This is a genomic window from Sphingomonas sabuli, from assembly GCF_014352855.1.
Classification (GTDB): domain Bacteria; phylum Pseudomonadota; class Alphaproteobacteria; order Sphingomonadales; family Sphingomonadaceae; genus Sphingomicrobium; species Sphingomicrobium sabuli.
Map to the genome: position 1 here is coordinate 1,633,168 of NZ_CP060697.1, position 15,266 is coordinate 1,648,433.

At 67.1% G+C, this 15,266-nt stretch carries 14 protein-coding genes; 8 read left to right on the forward strand and 6 right to left on the reverse strand.

What is annotated here, in order from left to right:
* Positions 1 to 8 precede the first annotated feature (8 nt).
* Positions 9 to 1,988 (forward strand): ATP-binding protein, encoded by a 1,980-nt coding sequence (locus H8M03_RS08120; RefSeq protein ID WP_187478955.1) that lies wholly within the window; start codon positions 9 to 11, stop codon positions 1,986 to 1,988.
* On the opposite strand, the gene H8M03_RS08125 is transcribed toward H8M03_RS08120, so the two are convergent.
* Positions 1,945 to 2,820, reverse strand: coding sequence for a hypothetical protein (locus H8M03_RS08125; protein ID WP_187478956.1), 876 nt, complete (start codon positions 2,818 to 2,820; stop codon positions 1,945 to 1,947). The two genes, H8M03_RS08120 and H8M03_RS08125, sit on opposite strands and share 44 nt — an antisense overlap.
* 9 nt (positions 2,821 to 2,829) lie before the next feature.
* Positions 2,830 to 3,879: a diacylglycerol/lipid kinase family protein gene (locus H8M03_RS08130; protein WP_187478957.1), complete on the reverse strand. Its 1,050-nt coding sequence runs from the start codon at positions 3,877 to 3,879 to the stop codon at positions 2,830 to 2,832.
* A 120-nt stretch (positions 3,880 to 3,999) separates the two neighbouring features.
* On the opposite strand from H8M03_RS08130, the gene H8M03_RS08135 reads away from it, so the two are divergent.
* Together H8M03_RS08135 and lptG are read left to right on the forward strand one after the other, a co-directional pair.
* Positions 4,000 to 5,199: an LptF/LptG family permease gene (locus tag H8M03_RS08135; RefSeq protein ID WP_187478958.1), complete on the forward strand. Its 1,200-nt coding sequence runs from the start codon at positions 4,000 to 4,002 to the stop codon at positions 5,197 to 5,199.
* Positions 5,196 to 6,293: an LPS export ABC transporter permease LptG gene (gene lptG, locus H8M03_RS08140; RefSeq protein WP_425506840.1), complete on the forward strand. Its 1,098-nt coding sequence runs from the start codon at positions 5,196 to 5,198 to the stop codon at positions 6,291 to 6,293. The genes H8M03_RS08135 and lptG overlap by 4 nt, the downstream gene beginning before the upstream one ends.
* 6 nt (positions 6,294 to 6,299) lie before the next feature.
* On the opposite strand, the gene H8M03_RS08145 is transcribed toward lptG, so the two are convergent.
* On the reverse strand, positions 6,300 to 7,391 hold the full coding sequence (locus tag H8M03_RS08145) for a fatty acid desaturase family protein (protein ID WP_187478959.1): 1,092 nt from the start codon (positions 7,389 to 7,391) through the stop codon (positions 6,300 to 6,302).
* A gap of 93 nt (positions 7,392 to 7,484) precedes the next feature.
* Between H8M03_RS08145 and H8M03_RS08150 the strand changes: the two genes are divergently transcribed.
* Positions 7,485 to 8,624, forward strand: coding sequence for an N-acetyltransferase (locus H8M03_RS08150; RefSeq protein ID WP_187478960.1), 1,140 nt, complete (start codon positions 7,485 to 7,487; stop codon positions 8,622 to 8,624).
* A 69-nt stretch (positions 8,625 to 8,693) separates the two neighbouring features.
* Positions 8,694 to 9,245: a putative glycolipid-binding domain-containing protein gene (locus H8M03_RS08155; protein ID WP_187478961.1), complete on the forward strand. Its 552-nt coding sequence runs from the start codon at positions 8,694 to 8,696 to the stop codon at positions 9,243 to 9,245.
* Positions 9,246 to 9,254: 9 nt separating this feature from the next.
* Here H8M03_RS08155 and xth read toward each other — a convergent pair whose 3' ends face one another.
* From xth to H8M03_RS08170, 3 genes are read right to left on the reverse strand one after another with little or no spacing between them, the layout of a single operon-like run.
* Complete coding sequence (gene xth / locus H8M03_RS08160) at positions 9,255 to 10,028, reverse strand: exodeoxyribonuclease III (RefSeq protein WP_187478962.1); 774 nt, start codon at positions 10,026 to 10,028, stop codon at positions 9,255 to 9,257.
* Positions 10,029 to 10,086: 58 nt separating this feature from the next.
* Entirely contained in the window at positions 10,087 to 10,419 is a 333-nt protein-coding gene (locus H8M03_RS08165) for a HesB/IscA family protein (protein WP_187478963.1), read from the reverse strand.
* A gap of 50 nt (positions 10,420 to 10,469) precedes the next feature.
* Positions 10,470 to 11,405 carry a M23 family metallopeptidase gene (locus H8M03_RS08170; RefSeq protein ID WP_246448816.1) on the reverse strand — a complete coding sequence of 312 codons (936 nt, stop codon included), beginning with the start codon at positions 11,403 to 11,405 and terminating at the stop codon, positions 10,470 to 10,472.
* Positions 11,406 to 11,790: 385 nt separating this feature from the next.
* On the opposite strand from H8M03_RS08170, the gene H8M03_RS08175 reads away from it, so the two are divergent.
* From H8M03_RS08175 to H8M03_RS08185, 3 genes are read left to right on the forward strand one after another with little or no spacing between them, the layout of a single operon-like run.
* Positions 11,791 to 12,924 (forward strand): phosphoserine transaminase, encoded by a 1,134-nt coding sequence (locus tag H8M03_RS08175; RefSeq protein ID WP_187478965.1) that lies wholly within the window; start codon positions 11,791 to 11,793, stop codon positions 12,922 to 12,924.
* A gap of 32 nt (positions 12,925 to 12,956) precedes the next feature.
* Complete coding sequence (gene serA, locus H8M03_RS08180; protein WP_246449221.1) at positions 12,957 to 14,510, forward strand: phosphoglycerate dehydrogenase; 1,554 nt, start codon at positions 12,957 to 12,959, stop codon at positions 14,508 to 14,510.
* Between the two features lie 45 nt (positions 14,511 to 14,555).
* Positions 14,556 to 15,200, forward strand: coding sequence for a thioredoxin domain-containing protein (locus H8M03_RS08185; RefSeq protein ID WP_187478967.1), 645 nt, complete (start codon positions 14,556 to 14,558; stop codon positions 15,198 to 15,200).
* The last annotated feature ends 66 nt before the right edge of the window (positions 15,201 to 15,266 follow it).

Consider the following 15,266-nt stretch of genomic DNA (forward strand, 5'->3'; position numbering starts at 1 on the left):
CTGACGGCATGACGCCCGGCGGAGACGATATCCGCTTCGACTGGAGACGCGGCGGAGCTGCCGCGGCTGGAGCGCTGATCGCGGTCCTGCTGCTGCTTTCCCTCGTTTACCTGGTCGCAAGCTCCAACCAGCAGCGCGACAGCGCCCTGAATCAGGAGCGGCGCGCCTATGACGTGACCCTTCTGACCCGGTCGATCGACGCCAGCCTGTCGCGCGCCGAAGCCGGCCTTGGCCAGTTCGCGGTCGACGAGGACGTGAAGGGCAGCGGCAACGTCTATTACAGCTATTGGCGGCTGGCCGGCCGGCAGATGGCGGAATTGCGCGGCTTCGTCCGCCGCGATCCCGAGCAGGTCCAGCGGGTCGAGGAATTGCAGGCGCTCTACGCCACGTTGGGCGAAAAATTCGACGAGGCGGCGCGGGTCATCACCAGCAAGCAGGGCGACTATGGCCTGGGCTATTTCTATTCGGCCACGCGCGACCCCGCGGAACGCGCCATCCATGCCAAGCTGCGCGAGATCGCCGAAGCGGAGCGGGACACGCTGCGCGAGCGTATCGAGCAGACCCAGGTCTTCTCCGCCCGCGCCGACAAGCTGACCGACTACCTCAGCTGGCTCGGCATCCTCGTCGGCATCGGCGCCATCTTCCTTGGCTTCGTCGCGGTCGTTGCGGTGCGCCAATTCTCCTTCGCCCGGCGGCTGGCGGAGAACGAAACGGAGCGCGCCGAGGGGCTGGAAGCCGCGGTGCGCGAGCGGACCCAGGAATTGTGGGACGCAAACCAGGCGCTGAAGGCCGAGGCGGCCGAGCGCGAGGCGGCCGAGGCCCAGCTTCGCCAGGTCCAGAAGATGGAGGCGGTCGGCCAGCTGACCGGCGGCATCGCGCACGACTTCAACAACATGCTCGCCGTCGTCGTCGGCGGTGTCGATCTTGCCCGCCGGCGGCTGAACGGCCCGCGCCGCGAGGTCATGGCCCATCTCGACAATGCGATGGAAGGTGCGACCCGCGCCGCCGCGCTGACCCGCCGGCTGCTGTCCTTTGCCCGGTCCGAACCTTTGCTCCCCGACCGGGTCGAGCCGTCCCAGTTGCTGGCGGGCATGACCGACCTGCTCGACCGCACGCTCGGCGAGCGGATCCGGATCACGGTCGACGCGCCCCAGGACAGCTGGCCGGTCTACGTCGACCCGCATCAGCTGGAAAACGCCATCGTCAATCTGGCCGTCAATGCCCGCGACGCGATGGACGGCGTCGGCCGGCTGACGATCAGCGCCGCCAACGTCCGGCTGGCCGCCAACGAGGTGGGCGACATCCGGCCCGGCGAATATGTCCGCGTGTCGGTGACCGACACCGGCAGCGGGATGGCGCCGGACGTGATCGAGCGGGCCTTCGAGCCGTTTTTCACGACCAAGCCGGTGGGCAAGGGCACCGGCCTCGGGCTCAGCCAGATTTTCGGTTTCGCCCACCAGTCCGGCGGCGAAGTCGGCATCGAAAGCGAGGTCGGGAAGGGCACGACCGTGTCGATCTACTTGCCGCGCAGCAACGTCGAGGCACCAGTGCAGCTGCGGCCCGCGACGCAGCGCATGGGCGAGGAAGAGCGCGTGGCCGGCGCGCGCATCCTCGTCGTCGAAGATGATCCGCGGGTGCGCGTCGCAACCGTCGAGGCGTTGCAGGACCTGGATTACGACCCGGTCGCCTGCGACAGCGGCGAGGAAGCGATCCGCATCTTCGACGGCCGGACGTTCGACCTCGTCATCAGCGACGTCATCATGCCGGAAATGACCGGCCCGGAACTGATCAAGATCCTCAAGCAGAAGCGGCAGGATTTCGCCGTCCTGTTCGTCACCGGCTATGTTGGGGAAAGCGAGAGCGACGGGCTGGTCGGCCACGAATTGCTGCGCAAGCCGTTCACCGTCGGCGCGCTGGCGTCCGCGGTCGCGACCGCGCTGCAGCCTAGCGAACCGCCCCGGTCTTCAGGAGCCGTGGCAACAAGGTGATCCCGGCAAGCAGCGGCCAACGCCGCTGCCACGGCTTCAGTTCGATCGCGGTGCCGGCGTGGCGGTTGATCTTCCACACGATGTAATCGGCGCCGCCGGCAAAGGTCGCCGTGGCCTTGGCCAGCCGGGCGACCGACAGCAGCTTGCCCTTGCGCTGCATGCGCTTCCACCAGCGCTGCGCGTTGGCCGGTCGGGCCGCCAGCTGGTGCATGGCCGCCGCGCCGAAGCGCTCGTACCGATCGGCGTCGGCGTCCACGATCATCGCCGAGCGGTCGCCGCGCTCGGCCCGAAGCTCTGCGCCGAAGGTCAGCTGGAAGGCTTTCAGCCACAGGTCGCGCGGTGTCGCACTGGATGGCGCCAGCGGAGCGGCCCAGCCGAGCAAGGTCGGCGCCGCCTTCGCGATGGCGTCCACGGCTGCGGCGCGTGCGGCATCGTCCTTGGCCCACACCAGCCGGCTTGGCTGGGCGAAGCGCGCGACGACCGAGGTGCTGCGCGCATCGGGTCCGCATTCGCGGCGGAAATCGGCTTCGTCGAGCACCGCATATTTCGCGACCAGCCCGCCATGTTCGAAATAGAAGACGTTGGGCGGGACCAGCCGGTTGGCCGTCGCCAGCCAGCGCTTGTCATAAGCGGCGCGATAGTCCGACACGATCAAATAGAAATCGAGCATCAGCCCGTCGAGCTGCGCCTGGCGCAGGCACGATCCGTAGAATAGCACCGCCTGCGCGGCACCGCCGTGCGCGGCCGCGATCGCCTGCGCCATGGCGGTGACCTGCGGATCGACGGGCGCGGCCAGTTCCCCGGCGACGAGGTCGCGGATCGGCGTGGTCATCGGGAAAGCTCAGGCCGCGAGGCGAACGAACGACAGCGGCTGCGCGGGGTTGAGCCGGATCGGCTTGCCGACATTCACCTTGAACATTTCGCCGTCGAGGATGACGTTCGAATTCTCGCCCTCGATGCTGATCTCGTCGGTTTCCTGCACGTGGACCCCGCGAACCGGCCGCCGTCCGAGCTTGCCGGCAAGGCTTGCGGCAAGGGCGCCGAGCAGCGAGCGCGGCCGTTCCTCGATCGCCAGCAGCTTCAGCCGGCCGCTGCCCGAAGCAGTCAGCTTGCCGGACAGCAACAGCTTGTCGAGCGTGGTCACGGCGAGCAAGGTGAAGCGGCCGGTCAGCGAACCGCTCTTGCCGGTCGAAATAAGCAGCGGCGACGCCTTGGGCGGAAGGAAGCTCGCCCGCGCCCCCGACAGCAGCCGGAACAGCAGCGCCACCGCGGTCAGCGCATGGCTCAGTCCGTTGGGGAGGCCGAGCGGGTAGATCTTGTTGCGGCAATAGAGCATCGTGTCCGCCAGCCCGGCGCCGCCAAGGAACATGCCGATGACCGGCAGTTCCGACCCGTCGCTGCGCAGCGCGATCAGCTCGCGCGCGACCAGATGCTCGGCAAGGTTACCCTGCGCCATGTCGAGCAGGCGTTCGAGCGCGACGATCGGGTCGCCGTGCGCGCCCAGGTCGAGCGCGATCAGGTTGGTCTTGCCGCTGGGAATGACCGCCATCGGCGGCGGGCCGTCGGGAAAGTGGCTGCCGTTGTGGATCTCGGTCAGGGCCGCCTGGACGGTGCCGTCCCCGCCGTTGATGACCAGCATCTTGGGCCGGACGCAGGCGATCGAGCGCAATGCGTCGCCGATCTGGTCGACGTGCTCGACCTCGTAGTGAAAGACGTCCGGATGTTCGGCGCAGAACGCGCGGATGCGCGACAGCTGCGCGATGTTGCCGGTCGACTTCGGGTTCGACAGCAGGGCGATGCGCGGCCGCGCCTTCAGCGGGCGGACGCGCGCGGCCGGTGCGCCATCGGTCACCGTGCCAGTGTCTTTCGCCTTCAGCTGTTGGTTCTGCATGCTATATCGACCGTGCCGCCTGGGGGTGTTGCAACGGGACGCCGCACCCCTAAGTGCAACGGCCCATCTGCCTCTATCCGACGGCTTTGCGGCCAAATCATGGTGTAGGAACGACGGAATTTGCGCGGTTTGTCGCTAATCGACCGCTACCTGGCACGGTCCATCGCGGTGCCCTTGCTGGGCACGCTGGTGCTTGCGGCCATGCTGTTGGTGCTCGACAAGATGCTCCGGCTGTTCGATTTCGTCGTCAACACCGGCGGCCCGGTCAGCGTCGTGTGGCGGATGCTCGCCAATCTGCTGCCCGAATATTTCGCGCTCGGCATTCCCATCGGCCTGCTGCTTGGCATCCTGCTCGCCTTCCGCAAGCTGGCGCTAAGTTCGGAGCTGGACGCGTTGCGCGGGGTCGGCGCGGGCTTTGGCCGGCTGCTGCGCGTGCCCTATCTGTACGCGTTCGGCCTCATCCTGCTGAACGCCTTCATCGTCGGCTACATCGAGCCCTATTCCAACTACCGCTACGAAGGGCTGCGCTTCGATCTCCGGTCCGGCGCGCTGGGGGCGTCGATCAAGGTTGGGGAATTCAACCGCTTCGGCAAGCGGCTGACCCTGCGCATCGACAAGAGCGAGGAACGCGGCACCCGGCTCGGCGGGATTTTCGTGCAGGTCGACAATCCGTCGGGCGAATCCGTCGCCGCCACCGCCGAAGCCGGCCGCTTCCTGTCGACCGACGACCCGCAGGTGATCCTGTTCCGGCTGCATAACGGGCGGCTGATCCAGAATTCGCCCAAGTTCACCACGCCGCGGACGCTGACCTTCAAGACCTACGATCTGCCCATCCCGGTGCCGGCGATCGACCAGTTCCGCGGCCGCGGCAGCGAGTTCGACGAGCTGTTCTTCAACGAGCTGTTCCGCCTCGGCTATGGCGGCGGCGCGAGGGACCGCGAGCAGATGCTCGGCGCGCAGGCCAATTTCCATTTCCGGATCGTCGAAATCCTGATGATGGCGATGCTGCCGCTGCTGGCCGTCGCGCTGGCCGTGCCGCCCAAGCGCAGCACGTCGGCGCTGGGCATCTTTGTCGGCATCGTGATGGTCGTCGCCTATCACAAGATCAATCAGTACGGGGAATCCGCCGGGGCGCAGGGGCGCATCGACCCGATCCTCGCGCTATGGGTCCCGTTGCTGCTCATGGGCAGCCTGATCGGCTGGATGTACCACGTCATCGCCCATCGTCCGGGCGGGCAGCCGATCGGCGCGCTGGAATGGGCCGCCGGCCGCGCCGCCCGCCGCATCCGCGCTCTCTTCCCAAGTGCGCGCGTCACATGATCAACCTGCAATTCTTCCCCTCGCGCCGGCTCGCGCTCTATTCGGTCAAGCTCTACCTGACCCGCACGCTGGCGGTGCTTATCGGGCTGGTGCTGGTGCTGCTGGCGCTCGACCTGCTGGGCGAATCCGGCAAGATTCTCGGCGTTCCGGGCAACAGCGACGCGGACCTGTGGCGCTACGCCGGCCTGCGCCTGCCGTTGCTGATCGCCCGGTTCCTGCCCTTTTCGGTGCTCCTGGGCACGCTGATCATGTTCGTCTCGCTCAACCAGAACAGCGAGGTGGTGGCGATGAAGTCGGCGGGTGTGTCCGCGCACCAGATGCTCGCCCCGCTGGTCGTCGCCAGCCTTGGCCTGTCGGTTGCCGCCTTCATCTTCAATGAGACTGTCACGGTCCAGTCGGCGCGCGTGGTCAACGCGTGGAGCGACAACGACTACAAGCCGATCCCGCCCGAATCCGGCATTCTGACCAACGTCTGGGTGGCGCGCGGCGAGGATCTTGTCCGCGCGCGCCACGTCGGTGGCACCGGGCGCGGCTTCCACGCCGAGGGGCTGACCATTTACGACCGTGAGCGCGGCGCGCTGGCGCGGATCGTCGAGGCCGAGCGCGCCTATCCGCGCGACGGCGACTGGCAGCTGCAGGACGTCACCGTTTACGATTCGGGCATGAACGTCGTGCGGCGCGTGCCGGAGATGTCTGCGCTGACCGGGGTCACCGCGGACCAGCTCCGCCTGTCGCGGGTCGACCCGGACGAAACCAGCTTTTTCGACCTCAAGCAGAAGATCGAGGAGATGCAGGCCGCGGGCAAGCCGACCGCGGCGGCCGAGGCCGGGCTGTGGCACAAATTGTCGGGGCCGCTGTCGATCGTGCTGATGCCGCTGCTCGCCGCGGTCGCCGCCTTCGGCCTTGCCCGGTCGGGGCAGGTCCTGCTGCGCGCGACGATCGGCATGGCCTTGGGCTTCGCCTATTTCGTCGCCGACAATTTCAGCCTGGCGATGGGCAATGTCGGCGCCTACCCGCCGCTGCTCGCGGCCTGGGCGCCATTCTTCCTGTTCCTGCTGGTCGGGGAGACCGTGCTGATCCGGTCCGAGGAGTAGGGCCGTCTAGGGCCGGCCGCGCCAGCTGCTCGAGGCAAGGCGGACGACCAGCGGCGACAGGCCGCGATGGCTGGACCGGTGATAGATGGAATCGGGCGCCAGTTCCGCGCACAGCCGCCGGTGAGCGGTGCCGAGCGCATGATAGGGCAGGCCGGGCAGCAGGTGGTGCAGCCCGTGGTAGCGCAGGCCTACCGGGGCCCACAGCGCCGGCAGGGTCGCGGGCGGCGGCACGTTGACGCTGTCGAGATATTGCGCGGTGACGGTCATCGGCTCGCCGTCGTTCTCCCACAGGTGCGCGACCAGCGTGCGGACCTGGTTGAGGAACATCACGCCCGCGGCGACCGCCATGAACACCAGGAAGGCGTGCAGCGGGATGACGCCGGTGGCGGTGAGGACGAGCAGGCTGACGGCCCACAGGCTGCACGCCGTTTCCAGCAACAGCCAGTCGCGGCGGAACGTGCCGGTCGGCGGCGGGCGGCGGAATTGCGGGTTGATCTGCAGGCCCGAATACCGGGCAATCACTGCCGCGCGCAGCTTCGGGAACAGCAGCGACAGCGGCGCCAGCACGCCGAAGCGGATCAGCAGGCCGACCGGCGCCAGCGCCGCGGCGATCAGGAACACCGGCAAGGTCCACGGCTTCATCAGCGCCAGCGGCAAATATTCGGGGTCGTTGGCGGTCCCGTAATAGCGCTTGGCGTGATGCTGGTTATGGACGCCCTCGTACAGGAACGACGGGACCAGCAGCGGCACGCCGACGATCAGGTTCCAGGCCAGCCGGAAGCCCGGCACGGCATTGGGCTTAAGATGGGTCAATTCGTGGATGAAGCTGCCCGCGCGATACAGGGCGAGGACCGCGACCGCGCCCGCAAGGATCGCCGGCAAGGTCGCGTCGATCAGCATCGCGGCGAACATCGCCAGGTACCCCAGCGCCGCCGAGCCGACGAGGTCGGCCCAATAGATGGCCGCGCGCGGACTGTTGAGGTCGCGGGTCAGGTCCGCGGCCGCCTTCAGCATCGCCTTGTCGTCGTTCGCGCGCAGGGCCTCACGCGCCGAAACCGGCGCGCTGCGGTCGCGCGAAAGGGTTGCCGTGGTGCTCATCGATGCCTGCATGTGGTCCAAGATAGTGGCGGCAACGTGGCGTCACAATGAACACACTCTGGCGCTGGCCCGGAACGCGGAGTAGCCAGCGGCATGGCCGACCCCATCACTATTCGCGCCGTCGAGACCAAAGCCGACCGCAAGGCCTTCGTGGACCTGGCCTGGGACGTCTATCGCGACGACCCGGCCTGGGTGCCGCCGTTGAAGGACGAGGTCCACGGCCTGATCACTCCGGGCAAGAATCCGTGGTTCGAACATGCGCGCGCCCGATTATGGCTGGCGGAACGCGGCGGCCGGCCGGTCGGCCGCATCAGCGCCCAGGTCGACGAGCTGGTGCAGCAGCATATGGGCCCGGGAACCGGCCAGTGGGGCATGCTCGAAACGCGCGATGGCGACGCCGCGGCGGCGCTGATTGCCACCGCCGAGAATTGGCTGCGCGAACAGGGCATGACCCGTTCGATGGGCCCGATCAGCCTGTCCATCTGGGACGAGCCGGGGCTGGAAATCGAAGGCTTCGACCAGCCGCCGACCGCGATGATGGGCCATCACCGCCCCGAATATCGGGCGTGGATCGAAGGCGCGGGCTATGAAAAGGCCAAGGACCTGCTGACCTACGAGGTCAATATCGCCGGCTGGCACGACCCAAAGATCGACCGGCTGATCGCCATGGGCGAAAAGAACCCGCGCATCCGCATCCGCAAGGTCGACAAGTCGCGCTTCAAGGAAGAAGCCGCGCTGATCCTCTCGCTGCTCAACGACGCCTGGTCGGACAATTGGGGCTTCGTGCCCCTGACCGAGAGCGAGATCGCCTACGCCGGCAAGAAGCTCAAACCGATCATCTACGAAGAACTGGTGCGGATCGCCGAATATGACGGCGAGCCGGTCGCCTTCATGATCACGCTGCCCGACATCAACGAGCTGATCAGGGACTTGAACGGCGAGCTGTTCCCGTTCGGCTTCGTCAAATTGCTGTGGCGCCTGCGCAAGCCGCGCACGACCCGCGCCCGCGTGCCGCTGATGGGCGTGGCCAAGAAGCTCCACGGCACCCGCACGGCCTCGCAACTGGCCTTCATGCTGATCGAATTCATCCGCCGCGACGCGGTCGGCAAGTTCGGCATCCAGACCGGCGAATTCGGCTGGATCCTCGAAGACAATACGGGGATGCTCTCAATCGCCGAACTACCCGGCGCGCACGTCAATCACCGGTATCGGATTTACGAAAAGGCGCTCTGACGGCCGCACCTCCGTTATCGATGCGGGCGTCATGCCGGATCAGCGTTACTTTGCAGGCAAGGAGCGACGATGACGGCAATTGCGTTCTGGAAAGCCTTGTACACGGCGGGGCACGACGCCGCCTGCCTCTTGCAAGCCGGGGACGGCTGGATCCTCGAAGGCACTGCCGTCTACCTGAAAGACGGCATACCGACCGCGTTGCACTATCGTCTGGACCTCGCGTCGAACTGGGAGACTCAAGGCGGGTCGATCAGCGGGCATGTAGGCGGCACTCGCGTTGCTCACAAAATCCGCCGCGACGAGGGGGGCTGGTCGCTCAACGGCAAACGGCAGGACTTACTCCACGGCGTCGTCGATCTGGATTTCGGCTTCACCCCCGCGACCAACTTTGCCCAGCTGCGCCGAATGAACCTCGCGGTCGGGGAGAAGACCGAGATTATCGTCGCGTGGATGGACGTGGAAAGCGCCGGCCTGCAGCCGCTGCCGCAGGAATATGAACGGCTATCGGAACGGACGTACGATTATAACTCGCCGAAGGGGCCGTACCGGGCGACGCTCGAGCTTCAGGAAAGCGGCTTTGTCCGGCTATATCCCGAGCTGTGGGAAGCGGAGCCCGCCTAAGCAACAGGCCTAGCGCAACTCCACCCAGGTCGGCGCATGGTCCGACGCTTTCTCCTCACCCCGCGCCCAGCGGTCGACGCCGGCGCCCACCAACCGGTCCGCAGCCTCCGGCGAACACAGCAGATGGTCTAGGCGGAAGCCGAGGTCGCGTTGCCAGCAACCGGCGGTATAGTCCCAGAAGGTGTACAGCTTGGGATCGTCCGGGTGGAAGGCGCGCAGGGCGTCGGTCCAGCCCGCGCCGACCAGCCGCCGGAAGGATTGCCGCGCGCCCGGCTGCATGACCGCGTCATGCTTGGTCGCATCGACCGAGAAGACGTCGCGATCTTCCGGCACGACGTTCCAGTCGCCGGCCAGCACGACCGGCTTTTCCTCCGGCAATAGCTCGGCAGCATGGGCTTCGAGCCGATCCATCCAACGCAATTTATAGTCGAACTTTTCCGTCCCGACCGGATTGCCGTTGGGCAGGTAGATCGACGCGACGATGACGCCGCCGGCCTCCGCCTCGATATAGCGGCTGTGCGTATCGTCAGGGTCGCCGGGCAGGCCAATTCGGCGCAGCGCGGGCGTATCGCCCTTCTGCAGCACGGCGACGCCGTTGAAGCCCTTTTGCCCGTGCCACACCGCGCCGTACCCCGCCGCCTCGATATCGGCGATCGGCAGCGATTCGTCCGCACACTTCAACTCCTGCAGGCAGACCACGTCGGGCTGCTCGCGCTCGAGCCATTCCAGCAGCCGCGGCATGCGCGCACGAATGCCGTTGAGGTTGTAGGAGACGATCTTCACGCGAGAATGCCTACGCCCGCCGGTGCCAAACGCAACCACCCCGTTCTCTGAGGGCGGATCAGACCGAAAAGCTGCTTCCGCAGCCGCAGCCGGATTGCGCATTGGGGTTGGTTACCCGGAACGCCGCGCCGCCAAGGTCTTCGACGAAATCGACTTGCGATCCGCGCACCAGCTCCAGGCTGGCCGGATCGACGACCAGTTTCACCCCGTCGGTTTCCGCCACCGAATCCTCGGCATCCGGCGCATCGGCCAGTTCGAAGACGTAGGTGAAGCCCGCGCAACCGCCGCCGTCGACGGCCAGGCGCAGGATCGCGGGCGCGTCCTTGCGCGCGGCAATCGCCGCCACGCGCCGGGCGGCATTTTCGCTTAAGCTGATGTCGGGTTCGCTCACGTCAGGAGCGAGATAGGGGTGCGCCGCCGCAGCGGCAAGCTTGGGGAGCTTTAGCGGCCGCCGGGTCCGCCGAGCGCGACCGCGTCCATCGACGGGCGGTTGCCGGCCTTTTTCATGGCGACGAGATAGTCGGTCGAGCGCATGAACGGGATCGGGTTCACCGGGCGGTCGTCGATGCGCACTTCATAGTGCAGGTGCGAACCGGTCGAACGGCCGGTCGAGCCCATCTTGCCGATCACTTCGCCGCGCGACACGCGCGAACCGGCGCTGACGTGGATCGCGGACAAGTGACCGTAGCGGGTGACGATGCCGCGGCCGTGGTCGATTTCGATGAAGTTGCCGTAACCGCCGCTGTTCCAGCCGGCGCGCAGCACCGTGCCTTCGGCAGTGGCGTGAATGGGGGTGCCGACCGGGCCGGCAAGGTCGATGCCGGCGTGCATCGCCGACGCCTTGCGGAACGGGTCGCTGCGGACCCCGAACGCGCTGGTGAATTCCGCGGTCTGGACCGGCTTTTCCGACGGGATGGCGATCGCGCCGCCGGCCAGCGTGTCGAGCTTCTTCCAGCTGGAAAAGAGCTGCTTGAAGGTCGGGTCGCCGCTGCCGCTGTCGAACGGGCCGCCGACGCCGCCGCCCTTGGACGGGAGGAAGCCGAGCCGCTTCAGCGCTTCGGGACCGACGTCTTCGGCCTGCAGCGCGGCGGCCAGCGCCAGCTGGCGCGCTTCGACCAGCTTCACCCGGCGCTCGGTTTCGGCGGCGAGCTTGGCGATCTGCGCGGAATAGGGGCTGACGACGACCTTTTCGGCCGCCTTGCCGGCGACGAGCTGGGCGGCGGCGAAGGCCGACCAGCCGATGAGCGCGAGGGAGAGGAAGAAGAAAGCGGCCTGGACGGGAGCGGAGAGGCGGAAACGGCGAAGCTGGGTACCATCGTGCACGAAGAATTCGCGATCGCTAAACAGCGTCTTCGATAGTGCCAGCAGATGCGTCATGTTTCGTCCCGCTCCAAAAACCATCACGGCGCTCGCGACACGAAGTCACGGGCGTATGATCCCGTCGATAAGAGGAGCTCCCCAGCCCCGCGCACTAGCGGAAAAATGTCCCCCCGCTCGTGCTTGAGGCGAAACTCACCCTTACTGGTTAACAGATTCAACCGAAAAGGCGGGTGCGTGGGACGAACCGTCGGACTTGTGCGGTGAATCGTTGGAAATGGCGGTGAATCGCGGAACCATCGCTTCGGCTGACGTCATTCCGGCAGCGGAATCGTTGTTGATTTCCCGCTTATTCGCACTTGTTTAGCGGACACTTCGCTGTACAGCCCGCAACGGGCCACGCCGTCCCAACGCGGCGCGCGCTCTCTGTGAGGAGAGATACAGCATGACGTCACTTCCCGCGGCGCGTCCGGCGCGTCCGTCCTTTTCTTCCGGTCCTTGCCCGAAGCCGCCCGGCTGGTCGCTCGACCGGCTCGACACCCGCATTCTTGGCCGTTCACACCGCTCGTCGCTGGGCAAGGCGCGCCTTGCCGAGGCGATCGACCGTACCGCTGCCTTGCTCGCGCTGCCCGACGGCTATCGCCTGGGCATCGTCCCGGCGTCCGACACGGGGGCGATGGAAATGGCGATGTGGTCGCTGCTCGGTCCGCAGCCGGTAACCATGCTGGCCTGGGAAAGCTTCGGCGCGGGCTGGGTCACCGACGTCGCCAAGCAGCTCAAGCTCGACGCCGACATCCGCACCGCCGGATATGGCGAGATTGCCGATCTGTCCGGCATCGACCCCGCCAGCGATATCGTCTTCACCTGGAACGGCACGACCAGCGGCGTGCGCGTGCCCGACGTCGACTGGATCGCGGACGACCGCACCGGCCTGAGCATCTGCGACGCCACGTCCGCCGCCTTCGCTCAGGACATCGACTGGGCCAAGATCGATGTCGGTACCTTCAGCTGGCAAAAGGCGCTTGGCGGCGAAGCGGCGCACGGCATGCTCGTGCTCAGCCCGCGCGCGGTCGAGCGGCTGGAAAGCCAGCCTGCCCCGCGCCCGCTCCCCAAGATCTTCCGCCTGACCAAAGGCGGGCAGCTGATCGACGGAATTTTCCGGGGCGAGACGATCAACACGCCCTCGATGCTGGCGGTCGAGGACTGGCTTGCCTGTCTCGACTGGGCCGAAGGCGCTGGCGGCTTGCCGGCTTTGGTCGCGCGCGCCGACGCCAATGCCGCGGCGCTGGACCGCTGGGTCCAGGCATCCGGCTGGGCCGATCATCTGGTCGCCGATCCGGCCATCCGGTCGAATACTTCGGTGTGCCTGCAATTCACCGGCGCCGGGGACGAGGCCGCGGCCACGGCCCGGCAGAAGGCGATCGTCAAGCGGTTGGAGGCGGAAGAGGCGGCGTTCGACATCGGCGCCTATCGCGATGCGCCGCCGGGCCTGCGCATCTGGTGCGGCGCCACCATCGAGACCGCCGACATCGAAGCTTTGACGCCATGGCTGGACTGGGCCTGGGAGGAATCCAAGTGACCAACGCTGTAAAAGTGCTGATTTCCGACAAGATGGACCCGCGCGCGGCAGCCATTTTCCGCGACCGCGGGATCGAGGTCGACGAGAAGACCGGGCTAAGCCCCGAGGAGCTGAGCGCGATCATCGGCGACTATGACGGACTTGCGGTGCGCAGTTCGACGCGGGTCAGCGCGGCGGTCATGGATGCGGCCTTGCCGCGCCTCAAGGTCATCGGCCGCGCCGGCATCGGCGTCGACACCATCGACGTGCCCGCCGCCTCGGCCCGCGGCATCGTCGTCATGAACACGCCGTTCGGCAATTCGATCACCACCGCCGAGCACGCCATAGCCATGCTGTTCGCGCTGGCTCGTGAAATCCCGCAGGCCGACCAGTCGACGCAGGCCGGCAAGTGGGAAAAGAACCGCTTCATGGGTGTCGAGCTGGCCGGCAAGACGCTGGGCCTGATCGGCTGCGGCAACATCGGCTCGATCGTCGCCGACCGCGCCCATGGCCTGAAGATGAAGGTCGCCGCCTTCGACCCGTTCCTCTCGCCCGAACGCGCGGTTGAGCTGGGCGTCGACAAGGTCGAGCTGGACGAGCTGCTCGCCCGCGCCGACTTCATCACCCTGCACACCCCGCTGACCGACCAGACCCGCGGCATCCTGTCGCGCGAAGCGCTGGCCAGGACCAAGAAGGGCGTGCGCATCGTCAATTGCGCGCGCGGCGGGCTGATCGACGAAGAGGCGTTAAAGGACGGGCTGGAAACCGGCCATGTCGCCGGGGCCGCGCTCGACGTCTTTGCCAAGGAGCCGGCGACCGAGAACCCGTTGTTCGGGACCCCCGGGCTGATCTGCACCCCGCACCTTGGCGCGTCTACCAACGAAGCGCAGGTCAACGTCGCCATCCAGGTTGCCGAGCAGATGGCGGATTACCTTCTGCTTGGCGGCATCACCAACGCGGTCAACGTGCCGTCGCTGTCGGCGGAAGAGGCGCCGCGGTTGAAGCCCTACATGGCACTGGCCGAAAAGCTCGGCCGCCTGGTCGGGCAGGTGGTCGGAAGCGAGGTGCGCTCGATCGACGTGGAGGTCGAAGGCGCCGCTGCCGAGCTCAACATCAAGCCGATCACCGGCGCGGTGCTGGCGGGCGTGATGCGCTGCTGGTCGGACACGGTGAACATGGTCAACGCGCCCTATTTGGCGAAGGAACGCGGCATAACTGTGCGCGAAATCCGCAACGACGGCGAAGGCGATTATCACACGCTGGTCGCGGTCACCGTCGGCACGGCTGGGGGCAAGCGGCGGGTCGAAGGCACGCTGTTCGGCAACAAGGCCCCGCGCCTGGTCAAGATCTTCGGCATCCCGGTCGAAGCCGATCTGAGCGGGCAGATGGCCTATATCGTCAACGACGACGCGCCGGGCTTCATCGGTGCGCTGGGCACGGCGATGGGACGTCATGACGTCAACATCGCCACCTTCAACCTCGGCCGCCGCGAAGAGGGCGGCGAGGCGGTGGCGCTGGTGGCGGTGGACGATCCCATCAATGCCCAGCTGGCCGGTGAATTGCGCGACCTGTCCGGCGTGCGCGAAGTGGTGCCGCTCAGCTTCTAGCAAGACGGGCCCGCGTAAGGCCCGCGCCTGCAAGCTATCGGAGACGTGACCATCGCGACTTTGTTTCGCCGCGGCGCGCTGTGCGCGGCCCTATTCGTCGGCCTTGCCGCCGCCGTCCCGACGGCGGTCGCCGCGCAGGCCGCGCGCGAAGTGACCAAGGCCGATTTCTACGTGCCCGGAATCGCCCCGACGCGCGCGCCCAAGGGGTATGACGTCACCGTCGTCTATTTCACCGACTATCAATGCCCGGTCTGCCGTCAGCACAGCGACGACGTCCTGCGAGCCTTTGCCGAGGACCGGAAGCTGCGTGTGATTTTCCGCGACAGCCCGATCTTCGGCGCACAGTCGCTGACCGCGGCGCGGCTGGCGACCGCGGCGCACATGCAGGGCAAATATGTCGCCTTTCACACCCAGCTGATGCGGACCAAGGGCAAGCTGACCGACGCCAGGATCCGCGAGGCGGCGGACCTGGCGGGGGTCGATTGGGCGCGGCTGCAAAAGGACCTTGCCGCCAACGCGTCGCGCATCGACGCACTGGTCGACTGGAACAACCGGTTGTCGAAGGCCGGCGGCATTTCGGGCACGCCGGCCTTCGTGATCGGCGAGGTGCTGGCCGACGGCGGCATGGACTACGCCAGCCTCAAGGCAGAAATCGCCGACGCCCGCGCCCGGATCGTCCGGGCCAGATAAGCCAAAGTGCGTCCGTTTCGGACTGAAGGGTAGCGGCCCGGCAATCCTGTTCGCCCAATGATGCGC